We start from the raw sequence: 20,805 nt of genomic DNA on the forward strand, positions 1-20,805 counted from the left end.
TGCTGGCATTCGCCAAGGAAAATCTGTCCATGTACACGCCACGCGCCTTTGCCATCGAAGACCTGTCCCAACTGCACGAACTGATCCTCGCCACCCGCCTCGCCATACTGGTGACTCACAGCGACAGTGGCCTGCAAGCCAGCCATGTGCCGGTGCTGCTGCATTGCGAACAAGGTGAGTACGGCACGCTGTACGGACACCTGGCCCGCGCCAATCCACAGTGGAAAGACCTGCGCGACGGCGCCGAGGCCATGTTGATCTTCGCTGGCGCCGATGCCTACGTCAGCCCGGGCTTTTACCCGAGCAAGGCCGAGCACGGCAAAGTCGTGCCGACCTGGAACTACATCGCCGTGCACGCCTATGGCCATGCCGAAACCTTCAGCGACGGCGGTCGCCTGCTCGACATCGTCAGCACCCTCACCAACCGCCATGAGGCCGGCCGCGCGCAACCATGGTCAGTCGACGACGCGCCCGCCGATTACATCGACGGCATGCTCAAGGCGATTGTCGGTTTTGCCATTCCCATCGAGCGTCTCGAAGGCAAGCGCAAACTCAGCCAGAACCGCAGCGCCGAAGACATTGCCGGCGTGCGCGAAGGCCTGGCGGCCAGCCCGGAAATCAATGATCAAACCCTCGCCCGATTGATGCGCTAAGGAAATCACCATGAGTCAGATCGACATTTGCCAGGTCAGCGCCGACGACCACACCGCGTGGCTGCCGCTGTGGCAGGCTTACCTGCATTTCTACAACACCGAACTGCCGGACGCTGTGACGCAAAGTACCTGGCAGCGTTTTCTCGACCCGAACGAACCAACCCACGCGGCATTGGCCTGGGTCGACGGCAAAGCGGTGGGCATGGTGCATTACATCTATCATCGTTCGAACTGGAGCATCGAAAACTCCTGCTACCTGCAGGATCTGCTGGTGGTGCCGGAAACCCGTGGCAACGGTGTCGGACGCCTGCTGATCGAACACGTTTATGCCACCGCCAAGGCTGACGGCTGCGGCAAAGTGCACTGGCTGACCCACGAATCCAACGCCACCGCGATCCAGCTCTATGAGCGCATCGCCGAACGCCCGGGCTTCATCCAGTTTCGCAAAGCCCTTTAAGGAGACGCACGCATGACCGCTTCACTCGCTGACTGGAAAGGCGTCCCCGCCCCCACCGCCACCCTGCTCGAAGGCCGCTTTATCCGCCTGGAAAGACTCGACCCGGCGCGCCACGGTGACGATCTGTTCGCCGCACTCGAAGGCCCCGGTGCCGATCCGAAACTCTGGGATTATTTGCCCTACGGCCCGTTCCCGGAGCGCACTGCATTCGACGCTTGGCTGAACAACCACGCGGCCGCCTGCGACCCGTATTTTTTCAGCGTCGTTGATCGCGCCAGCGGTCAGGTGCAAGGCATCCTCAGCCTGATGTCGATCGTCCCGGCCCAGGGCCGCATCGAAATCGGCCACGTCACTTTCGGCGCGCCAATGCAGCGCTCGCCGAGAAGTACAGAGGCGGTGTACCTGCTGGCCAAGCATTCCTTCGACCTCGGTTACCGCCGCCTCGAATGGAAATGCAACAACGGCAACGCCCGCTCCAAGTACGCCGCCGAACGTCTGGGTTTCAGCTTTGAGGGAGTGTTCCGCCAGCACATGGTGGTCAAAGGACAGAATCGTGATACCGCGTGGTATTCGATTCTGGATTCGGAATGGCCAGCGATTGGCGCCGGGTTTGAGCGTTGGTTGAGCGATGAAAACCAGACGCCGGATGGACAAGTGAAAGGATTGGTTGAGTGCCGTAGTTAAGGCACAAAGCAAAAGATCGCAGCCTTTGGCAGCTCCTACAGTGATCTGTGTAGGAGCTGCCGGAGGCTGCGATCTTTTGCTCTATTTTCAGCCTAGCTTTTGCGCCAGCACCGCAATGTGTTCCGGCCCGATCCCGCAGCACCCGCCCAAATGGCTGGCACCGCGCTGCTGCCAATCAATCGCCCAATGCAAATAACCCGGCGGATCCAGATCATCGCGCAACGGATCGAGTCCATCATTGGCCGTGGCTTCTTTTGGCTGCGGCGGAAACGCATTGGCGTAAGCACCAATGTTTATCTTCACCCCCAGACGCTCGAAGGTTGCACGCGCCGCATCAATCGCGCCGCCGATGACTTCCGGCTGACTGCAATTGAACAGCAACGTCTCGACGCCCAACTCAGCCGCCACCGCAGCCGCTTCCGCGACTGGCTCACCGGAGCGCAAGCGCGGCACTTCATCAGTGTCTTCATCCTTCAAGGTGAACGACAACCAGAACGGTTTGCCATCCTTCGGCAATCCCGCGTGAATGGCACGCGCCTCGATGATCGAACTCTGGGTTTCCGCCAGCCACAGATCAACGTGCGGAGCCAGGCCATTGACCAAGGGCGCCAGCAACTCGCTCACTCGTTCGGCCTCGAACAGATCCGGACGATAAGAGCCGAACAGCGGCGGCAATGAACCGGCAACGCGCACGGACTTACCCGAGGCTTGCACCGCACGTCGCGCCAGTTCACCGGCCAACGCCGCCAGCGCCTGCCCTTCAGCGGCGAAGCGCTCTTCGCCTATATGGAACGGCACCACGGCGTAACTGTTGGTGGTAATCACATTGGCGCCACTGGCGATATAAGCGGCATGTACCCCCTCAACCGCTTGCGGCGCCTCGCTCAACGCCAATGCCGACCACTCCGGCTGACGAAATGGCGCACCAGCGCGTTGCAACTCACGGCCCATGCCGCCATCGAGAATAATCGTGCTGCCTGCGCCCATATGCTTTTCACTCATATGCTTATGAAAATAACTCACTATCAGAGTCGTTCTTATAACTATTTAATACGCACCATTCCGTTAAAAACAACCTCTTTTTTACCCAGGGATCGACTGTGAAATTTCAACCGCTACTGGCCCTGGGCCTGACCATTCTGGCCGCCTCCACTCAAGCCTTTGGTGGCACGACGCTGGACCGTATCGAGCAGAAAAAAGAGCTGGTCGGCGTGCTGATGGAAAGCTATCCACCGTTCTCGTTTCTCAATGACCAGAACCAACTCGATGGCTTCGACGTTGATGTCGCCAAAGCCGTGGCTGACAAGTTAGGCGTCAAGTTGCGACTGGAAACGCCGTCCTGGGACGTCATTGCCGCCGGCCGCTGGAGCGGGCGTTACGATATCTGCATCTGCTCGATGACGCCGAGCAAGGCCCGCGCCGAGGTGTTCGATTTCCCGGTCGAGTATTACGCTTCGCCAGCGGTGATCGTGGTCAACGCCAAGGATGAGCGGATCCACGACGCCAAGGATCTGAGTGGCAAAAAAGTCGGCCTCACCAGCGCTTCCAGTTACGAAAGTTATCTGAACAAGAACCTGGTCATTGAAGGCGCCGAAGACACGCAACTGCAGTACCCGTTCGAAGATGTGCAGATCGCGCCGTACGATACCGACAACGTCGCCTTCCAGGATTTGGGCCTGGGCGCCGGCGTGCGCCTGGATGCGATCCTCACCAACCTCGTCACCGCGCAGCCACGCCTGAACCAAGACAAACGCTTCAAACTGGCCGGCACGCCGCTGTATTCAGAGCCGAACTCGGTGGCCATCGAAAAGGGTGATGCGCAATGGGACGCCAAGGTGCGTGAAGTCTTCGCGCAACTGAAACAGGACGGCACCCTGAGCAAGCTGTCGCAAAAATGGATCGGCGCTGATATCAGCCAATGACTTCTTTCCCGACACCTCCACAGCCACCAAAACCGGTGGCTGAAACGCGCCTGCAACGCTTGTTCGGATTTCGTACGCGGTTGTACCTGACATGGGCCGCGCTGTTCTGCCTGTTCGCCGGGTTCTTCCTGAGCTTCGACCTGAAGTTCTCGATCATCCTCGACAAACTGCCCAATCTGGTCGGCTTGCACCTGGCGCCCAACGGCTTTTTGCAGGGTGCGGCGCTGACGCTTTTCCTGTGTCTGTGCTCGATTGTCGCTTCGTCCCTGCTGGGCTTCATCACGGCATTGGCGCGCCTGTCGAAAAGCGCCGTGGCGTTCGGCATCGCCAGTTTTTACACCTCGTTCTTTCGCGGCACGCCACTGCTCATTCAAATCCTGTTGATCTACCTGGGCTTGCCGCAACTGGGCATCGTGCCGGGCGCCATCGTCGCCGGCATCATTGCCCTGTCGTTGAACTACGGCGCCTATCTCAGCGAAATCTTCCGCGCCGGCATCCTCGGAGTCGACCACGGCCAACGCGAAGCTTCGCTGGCATTGGGAATGCGCGAGACGGTGATTTTCTGGCGCATCACCCTGCCGCAAGCCATGCGCACGATCATCCCGCCCACCACCAACCAGTTCATCTCGATGCTCAAGGACTCGTCGCTGATCTCGGTGATGGGCGTCTGGGAAGTGATGTTTCTCGCCCAGTCCTATGGACGCTCAAGCTACCGCTACATCGAAATGCTGACGACGGCGGCGATCATTTACTGGCTGATGTCGATTGGCCTGGAGTTGATTCAGGCTCGCATGGAGCGGTATTACGGCAAGGCTTACGTTCGACGGAGCTAGGGCGATTGGCACATTGCGGGCTGCGTCGGGTTTTAATGGGGCTCTCGGCGTAACCGTATGACGCCCATTTTCAGGCCAAACGGACGAAACACTGCATTCAACGATTTCAGTGTCTGATTACCCTCGCCGTGTTCGATATGTACCAGTGTGCGCACCGATATCTTGCACATCTTGGCAAACTGGGTCTGATGCAGACCGGTCACTTCCACGCGCAAACGGCGAACGGCTTCACCGATCTCTAGTGTCCCTTCGGCCAGCGCCTTTTGAATGCTTTCGATGAGCACCGTGCGCTCAGCTACCGTCATGCTCATTGCAGATCCCACTCTTTCAAGCGTTGCTCCAGATTTTTCAGATGAATGCCTGGGTGGTTCATGGTTCTGTCGGGCAAACCACTGGCCGTCAATATGTCTGGCAGCGCAGCCAGACGTTGGGCATCTTCGCGCAATCGTTCGAATAGAGCTGGCGCATCACACAGCGCAGCCAATGGGTCATCCGGCTCAGCGATATCCGCCAACGCACGGCACACTCCACGCCAATCGACGTCTCCCGCTCGCTCCAGATCTCTTGGCCACTTGGTCGTACGGGTCACGCCCTCGTCATCCATGACCATAGGCGCCAAGTCATAAATCGGCGTCAGGCGAAAGTTGTTTGCCTGACGAATGATCGCGGTGTTACGACCATGGTTATCCGAGTTACCAAGGATTTTGTTGATCAGATCCCGGCGTAAGTAGTCGGTCACAAGAGCGGGTATCTGACTGGCCTGCCCTGCTCTGCGCCAGAGTCCGGCGAGCATGTGGATGACCTCGATATGGTTCATCGCACTTCCCGGTGTCGTCACTTGAGCCAGCGAGTAAATCGATTCGACAGCCAAGCGGCTTACCTCGCCGTCCCTCACCTTGCGATCAAAACGCTGCATCCACAAACTTGGCTTGCTCGCTTCTTCCAGTGCCAAACCTTCGGCCGCGATCGTTTCAATGCCGAGTTTCTGAAGCGCCTTGTAGTAATGGAATTCGCTTCGCAGGATGTCTTGATCGGTCAGACCGCCTCTGTTTCTGGCAAATTTCACAAACCAGTGCTGTCTGACTTTGTCGTCATCCAATACGGCATCGGGATACAGGAGACCAGCCTTGTTCTCGGCCAATAAAAGCTTCGGCGCTTCACCTCCCGCGCCGGTAGCTCCACCGATTGCCGCACCCAACTCATAGGCATATTCGAGAAAGCGGTTGTCACGCTGGATGACATCCTCACGCTTGAATCCGATTGGCTTGCGCTCATCAATCACCTCAGCCGACTCTTTTATGCGCATATTGCCGATGGGAGCTGGCGTGCTGCGGCCGAGCAGATATAAATCGGTGCTGATGTTCGCGGGTTTTTCTTGACCCAGACGCGCCAGCAAAAAACGTTTGGCTGCCCCTGCCGGGGCAATGTCGTGCACAAATGCCGGTGTTTTGGAGCGACGACCGTCCCAATCCAGTGGGTACAACGCACTGACGGCCTTGGAAAACGGAGAGCCCATGGCGTCAATATTTTCAGCAAGGTAGGTCGTCTCGTAACCAAAACTGCAGCGACTCTCGAAACCCTTATCAGGATCGTCGAAGCTCAGAATCATCGCGTCTTGCCATTTACCCGCCGTGAATATCTGTAAGGTCAGGTCATACATGCTTTCTCACCTGCATTTAAATGCATTCAACAGAGCTTTTGTTGCTGATAGATGCAATATAGTGCATTTCAAGCCCAGCAGAACGTCTAAATCTGCAACAAAATGCAGATTAATCACTGATCTATCAGATCTGAATGCAAAACAATGCAGACCAGCCATCGACATCATTCTGTAAAAACCCTTCGCTATACAGGACGGCCCGCTTATAACAAAAAGGCCGTCCGACCATGCCGTTCCCGCCCCAGCGTCTGTCTCTTGCCATTGCCCTGTTGATCACCGCCACGGCAGCCCACGGCAAAACCGTGCAGATCGACACCGCCACCACTGCAGCACAAACGCTGGGCGGTAGCGACACATTGACGATTTCCGCGCCGGGCAGCATCACCAATAGCGGTAAGGCCGTGAGCCTGAAAGACAGCACCAGCGGTGCCGGTGTGGTGATCGATAACGCCGGGAAAATCATTTCAACCGGCGGCCGGGCTATCGATAGCAGTGGCGACCTGAGCCAGGCGCGCAACTACACGATTTACAACCGCAGCGGCGGTCAGATTCTCGGCGCCAACGATGCTTTGCGCATCGACAGCAATTTTCTCAGCGGCAGTCTGCTGATCGACAACAGCGGCGTGATTCGCTCCACCACTGGCCAAGGGCTGGACCTCGATGCGCTGCGCAGTGCCGGCGTGAAAACCACCATCATCAACCGCGCCGGCGGGCTGATTCGCGGAGATGCCAGCGACGGCATGAAGACCGGCGCCAACGCGACCATTACCAACTACGGCGAGATTTCCACCGGCGATTCGCACAATGCCGACGAGAAGTTCGACGGCATCGATATCGATTCCGCGAGCGGCGTCAGCGTGACTAACTACGGAGTGATTTCCGGTGGACGTCACGGCATCACTACCGACCTTGGCGCGACGCTGATCAACTACGGGCAGATCACCGGCCGCAACGGTTCCGGGTTCGGTTCCGACGGCGATGGCACGGTGATCAACCACGGCACCATCACCGGGGCTTACTCAGGCTTGCAAGCGAACGGTGACGGCGACGGCGTGGACATCGACAAGATCGCCCATATCGAAAACTACGGGACCATTCAGGGCGTCGGCGCGGGCGGTGTGGACAAGGGCGGTTTCGCCAATGGCAGCGAGGGTATCGCGCTGGGTGGCGGTTATATCCTCAACGCCAGCAACGCGTTGATCAGCGGTGCCGACAGCGCCATTCTGGTCGACGATGGCAGCGGCGGCTCGGGACTGGCGGCGACCACGCTGGAAAACTTCGGCACCATTCAAGGCCTCAACGGTTTCGGTGTGAAGCTCGTCGGTGAATTCGCCGACAACGTCATCAACGGCGGCACGATCAGTGGCAGCAATGGCCTGGCGCTGGATCTGGGTGCCGGCAACGACAATCTGACCTTGCGCAACGGCAGTCGCTTTGTCGGCGTGGTGGATGGCGGCAGCGGTTACGACCGCGTAGTGATGGAGGACGCGGCCGGTGGCAGCTTCGGCGCCAGTCGCAACTTCGAATGGCTGGAGGTCAAGCAAGGCGCCTGGACGCTGACCGGCCATGATGATTTCAGCGACGGCGGCGCGGTGCGCAACGGCGCAACACTGGTCAACCAAGGCAGCATCGCTGGCAACCTGAGCGTCGACGCTGGCGGTGTGTATGCCGGCGGCGGTTCGGTGGGCAATCTCAACGTCAACGGCACGTTGCGCACCGACACCGGCCTCGGTCGCGCAACGATCGTTCACGATTTGAACCTGGGCAACGGCGCCACCCTCGCCTACGGTGTCAACGCCGACGGCAGCAGCGCGCCGGTACAGGTCGGTGGCATCGCCAATCTCAACGGCGCAACGCTCGCAGTCAATCCCGGCAGCGGCACCTATCCATGGCAGAGCCACTACACCGTGTTGCAAGCGGCGCAGGTCAACGGCACCTTCGGCGAGGTCAGCAGCGACTATGCGTTCCTGACGCCGACCCTCGCCTACACACCCACCCAAGTCGACCTGACCTACACTCGCAATGACGTGGCGTTCAATGAGTTCGCCGCAACCGGCAATGGCAGCAACGCCGCCAACAGCCTGGCCTCGATCGGTAAAAACAACGCGCTGTACAACGCTCTGCTCAACACCACGCAAAACAGCGCCGGTGCGGCGATCGAGCAACTGGCCGGCGCCAGCAACGCCAACCTGACCAGCGCAACCCTCGGCGCCAGCAGTCAGGTCGGCAGCAGTATGCTCTCGGCGATGCAGCAAATGGGCGGCAGCCCGGGACTGATGGTCGGTCTCGATCAACGCGACACACCCGTGCTGGCGGCAGACGGCGTGCCGACCGAGGCGCGCAACCTGAATGACCCGAACGCTCGCGGCCGCCTCTGGCTGCAAGGTATCGGCGGCTACGGCAAGCTCGATGGCGAACACGGCAGCAGCGGTCTCGAACAACGCACCAAGGGCAGCGTGCTGGGCGCCGACTGGGCGCTGAGTCCGGCGTGGCGCCTGGGCGTACTGGGCGGCTATTCGAAAACCGATCTGGACGCGACCGGCGTCGACGGCAACGTCGAGAGCTGGCACGCCGGCGTCTATGCGTTGCATCAGAACGGCCCGATCTCGCTGCGTCTGGGCGCGGCGTACAGCGGTCATCAAGGTGAAAGCAAACGCACCATCGCCTTCAATGGTTTCAGCGACCGCCCGAAAGGCACCTACGACGCCGACAGCCAGCAAGCCTTCGCCGAACTCGGCTACGCCATGGGCAGCGGCCGCCTCAGCGCCGAGCCGTTCGCCAGCATCGGTTATCAGCGCTACCACCGCGACAGCTACCGGGAAAAAGGTGGCGCCGCCGCGCTGCAAGTCGACAGCCAGACCCAGGACAACTTCAGCAGTACCTTCGGCCTGCGCCTGGCGCACTTGAGCAGCCTGGACAATGGCATGAGCGTAACGCCGCGCATGGCCGCTGGCTGGAAGCACACTTACGGCGATGTCGGCAGCTCGACGCGTCAGGCGTTTGTGACTGGCGGCACGGCGTTCAGTGTCGATGGCAGCTCGCTGGATCGTGACAGCCTGGTGCTGGAGGCGGGGCTGGATGTGGGTATCTCGGCACGGCATACCTTGGGTGTGGGGTACAGCGGTGAGATCGGCAACAACAGCCGCAATCACGGGCTGATTGGGCAGTGGCAGATGAGCTATTGAGGGTTGAACAGCCGGCGGGGTCTTGAATGGTTGTAGGAAAAAGGACCGCTACAACCGAGTAAAAATCCTGGTTGCGGATCTCTCGGACATTTTCTACAAAATGATCCGATGTCGCCTGCAAGCCTGCGGGAAGCAGCCGACATCGGATTTTTCGGGGCATCAATAGAGTTGGGTCTCTTACTAAAAGAGATCCAATTGAATGTCTGTTCAACACAACTGCAAACCAAAACATCTGGCTCTGGCGATTGCACTGGCAATCGGCTGGGTAGAGACCTCGATAGCACAACAACCAGAAATACCCGCTGTCGCAGAAGTAGAAGACAGCAAACCGAAAAAAAAGACGCGTGCCCCCAAAGCAGCAACACCCGCTGTTACAGAAGACGTGATGGAACCGATAGAGGACCTCTTCGCAATCGAGGAATTCATCGGACCGCTCGAACACACAGCACCGTTCCTCAGAGATCTGAGAAAGCCCGTCGCAACGGTTCAGTTTGACGATGCCTTTTACGCAGATCTGGAGTTCCCTGAGATCGTCATGGAGGAACAGGCTGATGGCGAGTTTGACCTGCTCGATCCTTTTGATCGGGACATGTATGCCTACACAACGGCAGTTTCGTTTCTTTCCCATCAGGTTGAGAGCGTCGACGGTGTGTCCCTGCAACTGGGCGAAGGAGACGATTTACTGGTGATCAATAACGGTGCCCGCTGGAGTGGGCGCCTGGACGGTGGCACCGGCATCAATGGCTTGCAACTCAACGGAACCGAGGGCGGCGAGATCGGAGAGACGCGCAATTTTTCGAGTCTGCGTGTCGCCCGCGGCCTATGGACGCTCAGCCAAGAGTTTGCCGGTGATGCAGACGTCAAGTCGGGTGCAGGACTGATCAACTACGGCTCGATTGGCGGGGTTACCGTAAACAAAGGTGCGGTGTTCGGTGGTTCCGGTGATGTTGCCAACTTGTATGTCGGCGGATCGCTGGTGGCGACCCGGCCGCATGGAGCGCCCAAAATACAGGGCAATCTGGAGTTCGCTGAAGACGCAATATTTTCCTATGGCGTCTCTACCGATGGTGGATCAGACCCCGTGGTCGTCAAAGGTACCGCAATTTTGCGAGGCGCTCAGGTCCAGGTTCACGGTGTGCCCGGGAACTACGCGGACAACACCCAACACTTGATTCTGACCGCCGACGCCATTGAAGGGGAATTCGGCAAGGTCACTACCAACCTCGCCTATATGACGCCGACGCTGTCCTATGAAGAACAAAGGGTGAACCTGAACTACACCCGTAGTGCAGTAGCGCTCGCAGACCTTGCAAAGACCCGCAATGGACGTTCAGTCGCTAACAGTATCGTTGAACCGACGGCGCGCGCAGCAACAGAGGTGACACGCACTAACACTGCCGCCAAGCCACCATCACCTCAAGCAACAAAGCCTTCAAACACCGCCGTCGCGGCATTGTTGGCCAGCGACAAAAGCACCGCCCCCATCGCCATCGAACAACTCGCCGCTGGCAGCAACGCCAACCTCGCCAAAGCCACCCTGAGCAGCATCACACCCGTGAGTGCGAGCATGCTCTCGGCCATGCAGCAACTGAACAGCCGTTACGGGTCTGCGTACGGTTCCGGCAACTCACCGCGTCAGGCCGCTGGCGCTGCCGATTCCGGCCGGGTGTGGATTCAGGCGCTCGGCCATGGCGGCAAGGTCGATCGCGAGTTCGACAGCACCCTCAAACACGCCACTCAAGGTCTGGTCATGGGCGCCGACTGGCGGCTCGATGAGCAATGGCATATCGGCCTGATCGGCGGTAAATCGCAGACCAGACTCGATGCCCGGCAATACGATGGTGACCTCGACAGCTGGCACCTCGGCGCCTACGCCGTGCGTCAGGACGGACCCTTCTCACTGCGTCTCGGGGCGACCTATGCCAGCCATGACGGCGACAGCAAACGTCGTGTGGCCTTCAACGGGTTCAGCGATCGCCTCAAGGGCAACTACGACGCCAACACTCAGCAAGCCTTTGCCGAACTGGCGGTCAATGTTGGCCGCCACAATGCGACGCTCGAACCGTTCGCCAGCCTCGGCTATCAGCGCTACCAGCGCGACAGCTACAGCGAAAAAGGTGGGGATGCGGCACTGAAAGTCTTTGGGCAAACGCGCGACAACCTCAGCAGCACCTTCGGTCTGCGTACGGCAAAAATCACTCGACTGGATAACGGCATGACGTTGACGCCGCGATTCAGTGCCGGCTGGAAACACACCTTTGGCGAGATCGAAAGCGACACCCGCCAGCAACTGGTCAAGGGTGGCAAACGTTTTGAAATTGCCGGTGCAGCGCTGGATCGAAACAGCCTGTCGGTGGATGCCGGACTCGATCTTGGGCTGTCAGCCAATCACTCCGTCGGTGTTGGTCTTACCGGTGAAATGGCCACTGACAGCCGCACCCACGGCGTGATGGGCCAATGGCGCATGGCGTTCTGACTGACACAACACTCTTTGTAGGAGCTGCCGAAGGCTCGGGCCGCGTTCGGACGATCTTTTGATCTTGTTTTATGAACTGCAAACAACATCAAACGATCGCAGCCTTCGGCAGCTACAGGGTTAAAAAACGCAAAAAAAAGGGGAGCACATGCCCCCCCGAGGTTTAAAGCGTTGTATCGCGGCGGTTATCTCAGCCTTCGATCTCGATCAGAATTTCACCCGGATTGACGCGATCACCCTTGGCCACATGAATCGCGGTGACGTTGCCGGCGATGGCGGCCTGGACTTCGGTTTCCATCTTCATCGCTTCGGTGATCAACACAGCCTGGCCGGCCTTCACGGTGTCGCCTTCCTTGACCAGCACATCAACGATGTTACCTGGCATGGTGGTGCTGACGTGGCCCGGTGCCGTGGCTTGCTTGCGCTTGCTGCTGCCACCGCCGACGAATTCGTTGAGCGGTTCGAACACCACTTCTTCCGGCATGCCGTCGATGGACAGGTAGAAGTGACGCTTGCCTTCAGCCTTGACGCCGACACCAGTGATGTCGACGCGATAGGTTTCGCCGTGAACGTCGATGACGAACTCGGTCGGCACGCCTTCGCCGCCCGCCTTGGTCACACCGCCCGCTTCCGGAATCGGCAGCAGTACTTCAGGAGTCAGGGTGCCAGCTGCACGCTCTTCGAGGAATTTGCGACCGATGTCCGGGAACATGGCGAAGGTCAGCACGTCTTCTTCGGACTTGGCCAGTGCACCGATATCGGCACGCAGCTTGGTCATTTCCGGCTTGAGCAGATCGGCCGGGCGTACATCAATGACTTCTTCACTGCCGATCGCCTGACGGCGCAGTTTTTCGTTCACTACGCCCGGGGCTTTACCGTAGCCGCCCTGCAGGTAGAGCTTCACTTCGTTGGTGATGGTCTTGTAACGCTCGCCGGCCAGCACGTTGAAGAACGCCTGGGTGCCGACGATCTGCGAGGTCGGGGTCACCAGCGGTGGGAAGCCGAGGTCTTCACGCACACGCGGGATTTCCGCGAGCACTTCGCCCATACGGTTGAGGGCGCCCTGCTCTTTCAACTGGTTGGCAAGGTTGGAGATCATCCCGCCCGGCACCTGGTTGACTTGCACGCGGGTATCGACCGCAGTGAATTCGCTTTCGAACTGATGGTACTTCTTACGCACGGCGTAGAAGTACAGACCGATCTCTTGCAGCAGCTCAAGGTTCAGGCCGGTGTCGAACTCGGTGCCTTTGAGTGCCGCAACCATCGACTCGGTGCCCGGGTGGCTGGTGCCCGAAGCGAAGCTGGAGATCGCGGTGTCGATGTGGTCGGCGCCGTTTTCGATAGCCTTGAGCTGGCACATGGTCGCCAGACCGGCCGTGTCGTGCGAGTGGATGAACACCGGCAGCGACTGCTCGGCTTTCAACGCACGAACCAGTTCACCGGTGGCGTACGGGGTCAGCAGACCGGCCATGTCTTTGATCGCTACCGAGTCGCAACCCATGGCTTCCATCTGCTTGGCCTGCGCCACGAAGGCATCGATGGTGTGCACCGGGCTGGTGGTGTAGGCGATGGTGCCTTGGGCATGTTTGCCGGCAGCTTTCACCGCTTCGATGGCCACGCGCAGGTTACGCACATCGTTCATCGCGTCGAAAATGCGGAACACGTCGATGCCATTCACCGCAGCCTTGGCGACGAAGGCTTTGACCACATCGTCGCTGTAGTGGCGGTAACCCAGCAGGTTCTGCCCGCGCAGCAGCATTTGCAGACGCGTGTTAGGCAGCGCCGCACGCAGTTGGCGCAGACGCTCCCACGGATCTTCCTTCAGGAAGCGGACGCAGGCGTCGAAGGTCGCGCCTCCCCAGCATTCCAGCGACCAGTAGCCGACTTTGTCGAGCTTGTCGCAGATCGGCAGCATGTCTTCGGTGCGCATGCGGGTGGCGAGCAGCGATTGGTGAGCGTCGCGCAGGATGGTATCGGTAACGAAGATCTTCTTAGTCATTGGTATCTCCTCATAGCGGCAAGCTTCAAGCTACGAGCTGCAAGAAAAAGCCAATCTGCTTTTACTTGCCGCTTGCAGCTAAAAGCTCGCAGCTGTTTCATTCATAGGCCTGCGTGGGCGGCGATGGCGGCGGCGATGGCCAGGGCCAGCTCTTCGGGTTTGCGCTTGATCGAGTAGTTGGTCAGTTCAGGATGGCTTTCAACGAAGCTGGTATTGAACTGGCCGCTACGGAATTCCGGGTTGCGCAGGATTTCCTGGTAGTACGCGGCGGTGGTCTTTACACCCTGCAGACGCATGTCATCCAGCGCACGCAGGCCACGATCCATTGCCTCTTCCCAAGTCAGTGCCCAGACCACCAGTTTCAGGCACATCGAGTCGTAGAACGGCGGAATGGTGTAGCCGGTGTAGATCGCTGTGTCGGTGCGCACGCCTGGACCACCGGGGGCGTAGTAACGGGTGATCTTGCCGAAGCTCGGCAGGAAGTTGTTCTTCGGGTCTTCGGCGTTGATACGGAACTGCAACGCGAAACCACGGTGCTGAATGTCTTCCTGTTTCACCGACAGCGGCAGGCCGGAGGCGATGCGAATCTGCTCGCGAACAATGTCGATCCCGGTGATTTCTTCGGTGATGGTGTGCTCCACCTGCACCCGGGTGTTCATCTCCATGAAGTACACCTCGCCCTCGGCGAGCAGGAACTCCACGGTGCCGGCGTTCTCGTAACCCACGGCCTTGGCCGCACGCACCGACAGGTCGCCGATGTAGGCGCGTTGCTCCGGGGTCAGTTGCGGACTCGGGGCGATTTCGATGAGTTTCTGGTTGCGGCGCTGGATCGAGCAGTCACGCTCGAACAAGTGCACAACGTTACCGAAGCTGTCGCCGAGGATCTGCGCTTCGATGTGCTTGGGATTGACGATGCATTTTTCCAGGAACACTTCGGCCGAACCGAAGGCCTTGGTCGCTTCGGAGATGACGCGAGGGAAATTCTGTTCAAGTTCTTCGCGGCTGTTGCAGCGACGAATACCGCGACCGCCACCACCGGAGGTGGCTTTGAGCATCACCGGGTAACCGATGCGGTCGCCCTCGGCCAAGGCCTCTTCAATGTCCGCTACGTTGCCTTCGGTGCCTGGCGTCACCGGTACGCCGGCCTTGATCATGCTGCGGCGCGCTTCGGTCTTGTCGCCCATGCGGCGAATGACTTCTGCCGACGGGCCGATGAATTTGATACCGCGCTCAGCACAGATGTCCGCCAGTTCGGCATTTTCCGAAAGGAAACCGTAACCGGGGTGCAATGCATCGCAGCCGGTTTCTACCGCCAGGTTCACCAGTTTGCGCGGGTTGAGGTAACCGGCCAATGGCTCTGCACCGATGCTGTGGGCCTCATCCGCACGCTTCACATGCAACGCATGGCGGTCGGCGTCGGAAAAAATCGCAACCGAGCGAATGCCCATTTCGGCGCAGGCTCGCACGATTCGTACGGCAATCTCACCACGGTTGGCGATCAGGATCTTTTTTATCACTTGGAGGTTCCCTTGAGCCGGTGGCACCACGACCTGCTAGACCCAGGTCGACGCGTGACCAAATGTTTCAATTTAGTCGCAGGTCCACACTAGCGCTCATGAGGGATTAACAAAAATGAATAAAAATTGGGTCAGGCATAAGTAAAGACTTATAGTTGAAACATCAGCCCGCCGTCAGAGCCTGTGAAAAATGCGTAAGTCCTTGATGCGTATGACATTACGTCAATTGCAGATCTTCAACGAAGTGTGTGATTTACGCTCTTACAGCCGCGCAGCCGAGGAAATGTCCCTCACACAACCGGCCGTCAGCCTACAGATTCGTCAGCTCGAAGAGCTTATCGGCCAGCCATTATTCGATTATGTCGGTAAAAAACTCTACATGACCGAGGCTGCCGAGGCCCTCCAGCGCGCCAGCCGGGACATCTTCGGACGCCTGGAAAACCTCGATATGCAACTGTCGGACATGCAGGGCTCGTTGCAGGGTCAGCTGAAACTGGCGGTCGAATCGAGCGCCAAATACTTCGTCCCGCACCTGTTCGCCGCGTTCAAGCGCCAGCACCCGGAAGTGAATCTGCAATTGACGGTAGTCAACCGTGGCCAAGTGATCCGGCGACTGTCGGACAACCGCGATGATCTGGTGATCATGTCGATGGTGCCGCAGGACATGGGCCTGGAGTTCTTGCCGTTCCTCAACAATCCGATCGTTGCCGTGGCGCGTCCGGATCATCCGTTGGCGCACATGGGCCCGTTGCGTTTGCAGGATCTGGAGCCTTATACGCTGCTGATCCGCGAGCCCGGTTCGGGCACGCGACTGGCGTGCGAAGAGTATTTCAAAGAGAAACGCGTGCACTTCACCCAGACTCAGGAAGTCGCGTCGGCCGAAGCGCAGCGCGAATGCGTGCAGGCGGGTCTGGGCCTGGCGCTGTTGACGCGCCACGCCCTGAACCTGGAGCTGGCGACCGGCGGACTCGTCGAGTTACCGGTCGAAGAACTGCCGCTGCTGCGTAGCTGGTGCCTGGTGCAAGCCAAGGCCAAGCGCCTGTCACCGGTGGCGCACGCCTTCCTGGCGTTTATCCGCAGCGAACGCGTGCAGATCAGCGCGCTGGTTGAACGCTTCGACGGGAAGCTGCGGGTGCCGCCTGCCAATGAGTGATCTCGGGAAAGTCGCCGATTTCGGCTTGAAGCTGACGGAGTTCGAAGCGATCTTCGATAGCGCGACGGAATTCCATGCGGCGCTGGTCTTCCTGCTGACGACGGGTTTTCGCGGCGCTGTTGCGTTCTTCGTAAGGCTGAGCCATTTCGAGTCTCCCAAGGCGATGACGGGAGTTTCACGATAGGCGGCGGGGATGACGGTTTGGCTGCGCGGGGATGACAGTGCGATGAAACTTGCGCAGGGGTGTGATGTTTTTGAGGACGCCTTCGCGAGCAGGCTCGCTCCCACAAGGGATCTTCTGTGAACACAAATTCTGTGTCATACCGAGATCAAATGTGGGAGCGAGCCTGCTCGCGATTAAGGTCGGAACGACCTTAGATGACGTGAGTCATCAGTCATCCAGAGCTTTGGCGGCCTTAGGCGACAAGCGCAGGCTGCGCAAACTGCGCTTCACGCTCTTGAGATGGTTAACCAGGCTCGGCCCGCGCGCCATGGCCACGCCCATCGCCAGCACATCAATCACCACCAGATGCGCAATGCGCGAGGTCAGCGGCGTATAGATTTCGGTGTCTTCATGCACATCGATTGCCAGATTGACCGTCGACAATTCGGCTAGGGGCGTCTGGCTCGGGCACAAGGTAATCAGCGAAGCGCCGCTCTCACGCACCAGATTGGCAGTGATCAGCAAATCCTTGGAACGCCCCGACTGCGAAATGCAGATCGCCACATCGGTCGGCTTCAACGTCACCGCCGACATCGCCTGCATGTGCGGATCGGAATACGCCGCCGCCGTCAGCAGCAAGCGAAAGAACTTGTGCTGCGCATCCGCTGCCACCGCACCCGAGGCACCGAAGCCATAGAACTCGACCCGCTGCGCCTGCGACATCAGTGTCACCGCACGCTGCAACTCGATCGGATCGAGCTTCTCGCGAACCTCCATCAAGGTGTGCAAGGTGGTGTCGAAAATCTTCAGGCTGTAATCGGCGACCGAGTCGTCTTCATGGATCGCAAACTGGCCGAAGCTCGCACCGGCGGCCAGGCTTTGCGCCAGCTTGAGTTTCAGATCCTGAAAACCGGAGCAGCCGATGGCGCGACAGAAGCGCACGATGGTCGGCTCGCTGATGCCGACGCTGTGGGCCAGGTCGGCCATGGAACTGTGCATCACCGCCGCAGGGTCAAGCAGCACGTGGTCGGCGACCTTGAGCTCCGACTTGCGTAACAGGTGACGTGACTGGGCAATGTGTTGCAGCAGATTCAAGGGGCTGGACTCTTCTTATGGGCAAGGATGTAGCACGCTTGTAGTTATACTACATGAATTGGCTTTTTGCCTGCTCAATGCGTAACTCGATGTCCCCATATCAGGCGCGATGAGGTGCATGTAGCCCCTAAAACGGTTTTTCCTGTTCACGCAAAAGCCCGGCCAGACTGGCAGCTTCCACGGGCCGGCTGATCAGATAGCCCTGCACTTCATCGCAACGCTCGGCGCGTAAAAACTCCAGCTGATCCTGTCGCTCGACGCCTTCAGCCACTACTTTCAACGACAGCCCATGGGCCATGGCAATGATCGCGCGAGTTATCGCCGCATCTTCGCTACCCTCACCCAACCCGCGTATGAACGCCTGATCGATCTTCACGTAATCCACCGGAATGCGCTTGAGGTAACTCAACGACGAATAGCCGGTGCCGAAGTCGTCGATGGCCAGTTTCACCCCCAGATCGCGCAACTGCTGGAAGGTCGCGATGATGTGTTCGACGCTATCGAGCAACTGGCTTTCGGTCAGTTCCAGTTCGAGGTAGTGCGGCGCCAGCCCGGTTTCCTCCAGCACCTGGCGCACCAGACTGACCAGCTTGCCCTGACGCAATTGATGCACCGACAGATTCACCGAAACGCGGATCGGCTCCAGTCCCTGACGCTGCCATTCGCAGGCCTGCCAGCACGCCTGGCGCAGGACGAATTCGCCGATTGGCCCGATCAGCCCGGTTTCCTCGGCCAGCCCGATGAAATCCCCCGGCGGTACTCGGCCCATGGTCGGATGATCCCAGCGCACCAGCGCTTCCGCCGCATTCAAGCGTCCGGTTTCCAGGCACAGCTTGGGCTGATAGAACACTTTGAGCTGCTTTTCCTCGATGGCTTTGCGCAACTGGTTTTCCAGCTGCAAGCGCTCGAGAGTGCTGGCCTGCAGGCTGTCGGTGTAGAACTGGAAGTTGTTACCGCCCAGGTGTTTGGCGTGTTGCATGGCCATGTTCGACTGGCTGACCAGCGCAGAAATCTCCCGGGCATTGTCCGGCAGCATGCTGATGCCCATCGAGGCGCTGACCACCAGTTCATGACCTTCAACCGTCAGCGGTAAACGCAGCTTGGTCGACAAGCGCGTGGCGACCCGGGCCAGACTCGACAGGTTGCCGTACGCATCGAAAAGCACGGCGAACTCATCACCGGACAAACGGGCGATGGTGTCCGCTTCCGGTAAGGCGTTGACTAATCGGCGCGCCATTTTCTGCAGTAGCTGGTCGGCAATCTCATGGCCCAAGCTGTCGTTGAGCAATTTGAAACGATCGAGATTGATGTGCAGCAACGCCAGACTGCGTCGGCCCTGACGCGAACGCTGATGCGCTTCATGAAGGCGCTCACGGAACAACGAGCGATTGGCCAGACCGGTCAGTTCGTCGTAATGGGTCAGATAACGCATGCGCTCTTCGGATTCGCGGCGTGCGGACAGATCGGCGAAGAAGCCGACGATATGGCTGACATTTCCTCGACTATCACGCACCGCATTCAGTTGCAGCCACTGCGGATACAGCTCGCCGTTCTTGCGCGTTTCGACCAGTTCGCCCTGCCAACTGCCGTGCTGCTCCAGTGCATGACGGATCGCCACATAATGGCGACGAGCATCGCGACTGCATGGCAACTCGACGACGTTGCGCCCGAGCATGTCCTCGATGTCGTAACCGGTGACATGGCTGAACGCCTGATTGATGGCGATCAGCGCGTAGTTCGGGTCGAGAATCACGATGCCTTCACTGGCCGCCTCGAACACCGTCGCCGCCAGCCGTTGCTGCTCTTCGAGGCTTTTACTGGCGCTGATGTCGCGGCGGGTGCCGACCATGCGGATCACCCGCCCGCTGTCGCTGCGTTCTACCGCGCGGCCACGGTCTTCGATCCAGACCCAATGGCCATCGCTGTGACGCACGCGGTATTCGATCTGGTAGTCCTCGGTGCGCCCCTTCAAATGCTCGATCAACGCGTATTTCAGCGTCGGCACATCGTCGGGATGCAGACGTGGCTTGAGGTCGCGCAGGAGCGCCGTGACGTATTCCGGAGCGAGGCCGAACAGTTCCTGAATCTGCGTGTGGTGGACTTCGTCAGTTTGCAGGTTCCAGTCCCACAGACCCAACTCACTGGCCTTCAACGCCAGCGCCAGCCGCGCTTCGCTTTTGCTCAAGGCCTGATTGGCTGCGTCCAGTTCGCGGCTACGCAGGGCGACACGGTCTTCAAGTTCGACCTGAGCTTCGCGTAATTTGCCCTCGGCACAGCGCCGGTGTTCGATTTCCTTGGCCAGTTCCTGATTGAGCTGTTCGCTGCGCGACTGCGTCTGTTGCATGTGTTCGATCAAGTGCTGATTCTGAAAGCGCCGCAGTAACCCGCGATCAATCAGCCGATTGACCTGCCACGCCACCACGCTCAGGGAGCCGAGCAGGATAAGGCCGAGCCAGCCCCAACCGCGCGCCTGTTCGTCGCCGCCCCAGAACAGATAACCGATCGCCGGCAACAGGCAGGGCAAGGTAAACGACAGAAACGCCGGCAGACTCACCGCATAGGCAACGCTGGCCGACAGGGTTGCAGCGCCAATCAGGCCGAACACCCAGGCCTGCTGCATGAAATTGTCGGCGGGCACCAGGGCGATGCCGGCGCCGGCCAGGGTCAGGCCGGTCATGGTCGAGCCAAGCAGAAACATCCGCCGCCAGATCGGTTGTGCCTGACGATCAGGGATTGCCGAGTCGAACGCTGCGACCTGAATCACCCGCAACGCCACCAGCGACAGCAACCACACCAGCCAGACGCTGACCACGAAATAGCGCTGCGGGCTCCAGAGCAAACCGGCGCAGACCAGACCATTGATCAACATGAACAGCGTGGGCAACAACGAGCCCTGATACAGCAGACGCGTGCGCTCGACCGCCATCTCGACGGCATAGTGCTTGCGGATAACCCGGGGTTCCACAGAGGGGCCCGACAGTTCGGAGCTGAGGGTCATGGGCAACGTT

Annotated in this window: 16 protein-coding genes; 8 read left to right on the forward strand and 8 right to left on the reverse strand. The window is 59.3% G+C overall.

The annotated features are described in order from the left end of the window. The first annotated feature begins 29 nt into the window (after positions 1-29). The 3 genes from FGA82_RS03050 to FGA82_RS03060 are packed head-to-tail and all read left to right on the forward strand — an operon-like array spanning position 30 to position 1,794. Positions 30-653: an FMN-binding negative transcriptional regulator gene (locus tag FGA82_RS03050; protein ID WP_141125968.1), complete on the forward strand. Its 624-nt coding sequence runs from the start codon at positions 30-32 to the stop codon at positions 651-653. 10 nt (positions 654-663) lie between these two features. Then, positions 664-1,110, forward strand: coding sequence for a GNAT family N-acetyltransferase (locus FGA82_RS03055; RefSeq protein WP_141125969.1), 447 nt, complete (start codon positions 664-666; stop codon positions 1,108-1,110). A 12-nt stretch (positions 1,111-1,122) separates the two neighbouring features. After that, positions 1,123-1,794 carry a GNAT family N-acetyltransferase gene (locus tag FGA82_RS03060; RefSeq protein WP_141125970.1) on the forward strand — a complete coding sequence of 224 codons (672 nt, stop codon included), beginning with the start codon at positions 1,123-1,125 and terminating at the stop codon, positions 1,792-1,794. Positions 1,795-1,881: 87 nt separating this feature from the next. Here the strand turns inward: FGA82_RS03060 and FGA82_RS03065 are convergent, their stop codons facing one another. After that, complete coding sequence (locus FGA82_RS03065; RefSeq protein WP_141125971.1) at positions 1,882-2,781, reverse strand: homocysteine S-methyltransferase family protein; 900 nt, start codon at positions 2,779-2,781, stop codon at positions 1,882-1,884. Between the two features lie 113 nt (positions 2,782-2,894). On the opposite strand from FGA82_RS03065, the gene FGA82_RS03070 reads away from it, so the two are divergent. Both FGA82_RS03070 and FGA82_RS03075 read left to right on the forward strand, forming a co-directional pair. After that, positions 2,895-3,716: an ABC transporter substrate-binding protein gene (locus FGA82_RS03070; RefSeq protein WP_141125972.1), complete on the forward strand. Its 822-nt coding sequence runs from the start codon at positions 2,895-2,897 to the stop codon at positions 3,714-3,716. Further along, the gene (locus tag FGA82_RS03075) at positions 3,713-4,549 is read left to right on the forward strand and encodes an amino acid ABC transporter permease (protein ID WP_141125973.1); all 837 of its coding nucleotides are present in this window, start codon (positions 3,713-3,715) and stop codon (positions 4,547-4,549) included. Before FGA82_RS03070 ends, FGA82_RS03075 begins: the two co-directional genes overlap by 4 nt. Positions 4,550-4,581: 32 nt before the next feature. Here the strand turns inward: FGA82_RS03075 and FGA82_RS03080 are convergent, their stop codons facing one another. Further along, the gene (locus tag FGA82_RS03080) at positions 4,582-4,860 is read right to left on the reverse strand and encodes a helix-turn-helix domain-containing protein (protein ID WP_141125974.1); all 279 of its coding nucleotides are present in this window, start codon (positions 4,858-4,860) and stop codon (positions 4,582-4,584) included. Then, positions 4,857-6,209: a type II toxin-antitoxin system HipA family toxin gene (locus FGA82_RS03085; protein WP_141125975.1), complete on the reverse strand. Its 1,353-nt coding sequence runs from the start codon at positions 6,207-6,209 to the stop codon at positions 4,857-4,859. Before FGA82_RS03085 ends, FGA82_RS03080 begins: the two co-directional genes overlap by 4 nt. A 227-nt stretch (positions 6,210-6,436) precedes the next feature. Between FGA82_RS03085 and FGA82_RS03090 the strand changes: the two genes are divergently transcribed. Together FGA82_RS03090 and FGA82_RS03095 are read left to right on the forward strand one after the other, a co-directional pair. Further along, the gene (locus FGA82_RS03090; protein WP_141125976.1) at positions 6,437-9,394 is read left to right on the forward strand and encodes an autotransporter outer membrane beta-barrel domain-containing protein; all 2,958 of its coding nucleotides are present in this window, start codon (positions 6,437-6,439) and stop codon (positions 9,392-9,394) included. A 535-nt stretch (positions 9,395-9,929) separates the two neighbouring features. Then, a complete protein-coding gene (locus FGA82_RS03095) occupies positions 9,930-11,870 on the forward strand; it encodes an autotransporter outer membrane beta-barrel domain-containing protein (protein WP_141125977.1) in 1,941 nt (646 codons plus the stop codon). Between the two features lie 190 nt (positions 11,871-12,060). Here the strand turns inward: FGA82_RS03095 and oadA are convergent, their stop codons facing one another. Together oadA and FGA82_RS03105 are read right to left on the reverse strand one after the other, a co-directional pair. Beyond that, the gene (gene oadA, locus FGA82_RS03100; RefSeq protein ID WP_141125978.1) at positions 12,061-13,869 is read right to left on the reverse strand and encodes a sodium-extruding oxaloacetate decarboxylase subunit alpha; all 1,809 of its coding nucleotides are present in this window, start codon (positions 13,867-13,869) and stop codon (positions 12,061-12,063) included. A 101-nt stretch (positions 13,870-13,970) separates the two neighbouring features. Continuing rightward, the gene (locus tag FGA82_RS03105; protein ID WP_008078843.1) at positions 13,971-15,386 is read right to left on the reverse strand and encodes an acetyl-CoA carboxylase biotin carboxylase subunit; all 1,416 of its coding nucleotides are present in this window, start codon (positions 15,384-15,386) and stop codon (positions 13,971-13,973) included. A gap of 190 nt (positions 15,387-15,576) precedes the next feature. Here FGA82_RS03105 and FGA82_RS03110 point away from each other — a divergent pair, with 190 nt between their 5' ends. Continuing rightward, positions 15,577-16,539, forward strand: a complete 963-nt coding sequence (locus FGA82_RS03110) for a LysR family transcriptional regulator (protein ID WP_141125979.1) — start codon at positions 15,577-15,579, stop codon at positions 16,537-16,539. On the opposite strand, the gene FGA82_RS03115 is transcribed toward FGA82_RS03110, so the two are convergent. The 3 genes from FGA82_RS03115 to FGA82_RS03125 form a co-directional block, all read right to left on the reverse strand. Next, the gene (locus FGA82_RS03115) at positions 16,481-16,684 is read right to left on the reverse strand and encodes a PA3496 family putative envelope integrity protein (RefSeq protein WP_141125980.1); all 204 of its coding nucleotides are present in this window, start codon (positions 16,682-16,684) and stop codon (positions 16,481-16,483) included. The genes FGA82_RS03110 and FGA82_RS03115 overlap by 59 nt on opposite strands. Before the next feature lie 246 nt (positions 16,685-16,930). Then, positions 16,931-17,797: a transcriptional regulator HexR gene (gene hexR / locus FGA82_RS03120; RefSeq protein WP_008078846.1), complete on the reverse strand. Its 867-nt coding sequence runs from the start codon at positions 17,795-17,797 to the stop codon at positions 16,931-16,933. A gap of 127 nt (positions 17,798-17,924) precedes the next feature. Beyond that, positions 17,925-20,795, reverse strand: coding sequence for a putative bifunctional diguanylate cyclase/phosphodiesterase (locus FGA82_RS03125; protein WP_141125981.1), 2,871 nt, complete (start codon positions 20,793-20,795; stop codon positions 17,925-17,927). Between the last annotated feature and the right edge of the window lie 10 nt (positions 20,796-20,805).

The sequence above is a fragment of the Pseudomonas fluorescens genome (assembly GCF_005938625.1).
In the GTDB taxonomy this organism is placed as follows: domain Bacteria; phylum Pseudomonadota; class Gammaproteobacteria; order Pseudomonadales; family Pseudomonadaceae; genus Aquipseudomonas; species Aquipseudomonas fluorescens_BD.

What these genes read in the sequence shown, in the direction of transcription:
- FGA82_RS03095 (WP_141125977.1), top strand. Translation starts at nt 9,930, where the DNA reads ATGGAGGAACAGGCTGATGGCGAGTTTGACCTGCTCGATCCTTTTGAT.
- FGA82_RS03065 (WP_141125971.1), bottom strand. Translation starts at nt 2,781, where the DNA reads ATGGGCGCAGGCAGCACGATTATTCTCGATGGCGGCATGGGCCGTGAG.
- FGA82_RS03080 (WP_141125974.1), bottom strand. Translation starts at nt 4,860, where the DNA reads ATGAGCATGACGGTAGCTGAGCGCACGGTGCTCATCGAAAGCATTCAA.
- oadA (WP_141125978.1), bottom strand. Translation starts at nt 13,869, where the DNA reads ATGACTAAGAAGATCTTCGTTACCGATACCATCCTGCGCGACGCTCAC.
- FGA82_RS03125 (WP_141125981.1), bottom strand. Translation starts at nt 20,795, where the DNA reads ATGACCCTCAGCTCCGAACTGTCGGGCCCCTCTGTGGAACCCCGGGTT.
- FGA82_RS03075 (WP_141125973.1), top strand. Translation starts at nt 3,713, where the DNA reads ATGACTTCTTTCCCGACACCTCCACAGCCACCAAAACCGGTGGCTGAA.
- FGA82_RS03050 (WP_141125968.1), top strand. Translation starts at nt 30, where the DNA reads ATGTACACGCCACGCGCCTTTGCCATCGAAGACCTGTCCCAACTGCAC.
- FGA82_RS03115 (WP_141125980.1), bottom strand. Translation starts at nt 16,684, where the DNA reads ATGGCTCAGCCTTACGAAGAACGCAACAGCGCCGCGAAAACCCGTCGT.
- FGA82_RS03060 (WP_141125970.1), top strand. Translation starts at nt 1,123, where the DNA reads ATGACCGCTTCACTCGCTGACTGGAAAGGCGTCCCCGCCCCCACCGCC.
- FGA82_RS03110 (WP_141125979.1), top strand. Translation starts at nt 15,577, where the DNA reads ATGCGTAAGTCCTTGATGCGTATGACATTACGTCAATTGCAGATCTTC.
- FGA82_RS03055 (WP_141125969.1), top strand. Translation starts at nt 664, where the DNA reads ATGAGTCAGATCGACATTTGCCAGGTCAGCGCCGACGACCACACCGCG.
- FGA82_RS03090 (WP_141125976.1), top strand. Translation starts at nt 6,437, where the DNA reads ATGCCGTTCCCGCCCCAGCGTCTGTCTCTTGCCATTGCCCTGTTGATC.
- FGA82_RS03085 (WP_141125975.1), bottom strand. Translation starts at nt 6,209, where the DNA reads ATGTATGACCTGACCTTACAGATATTCACGGCGGGTAAATGGCAAGAC.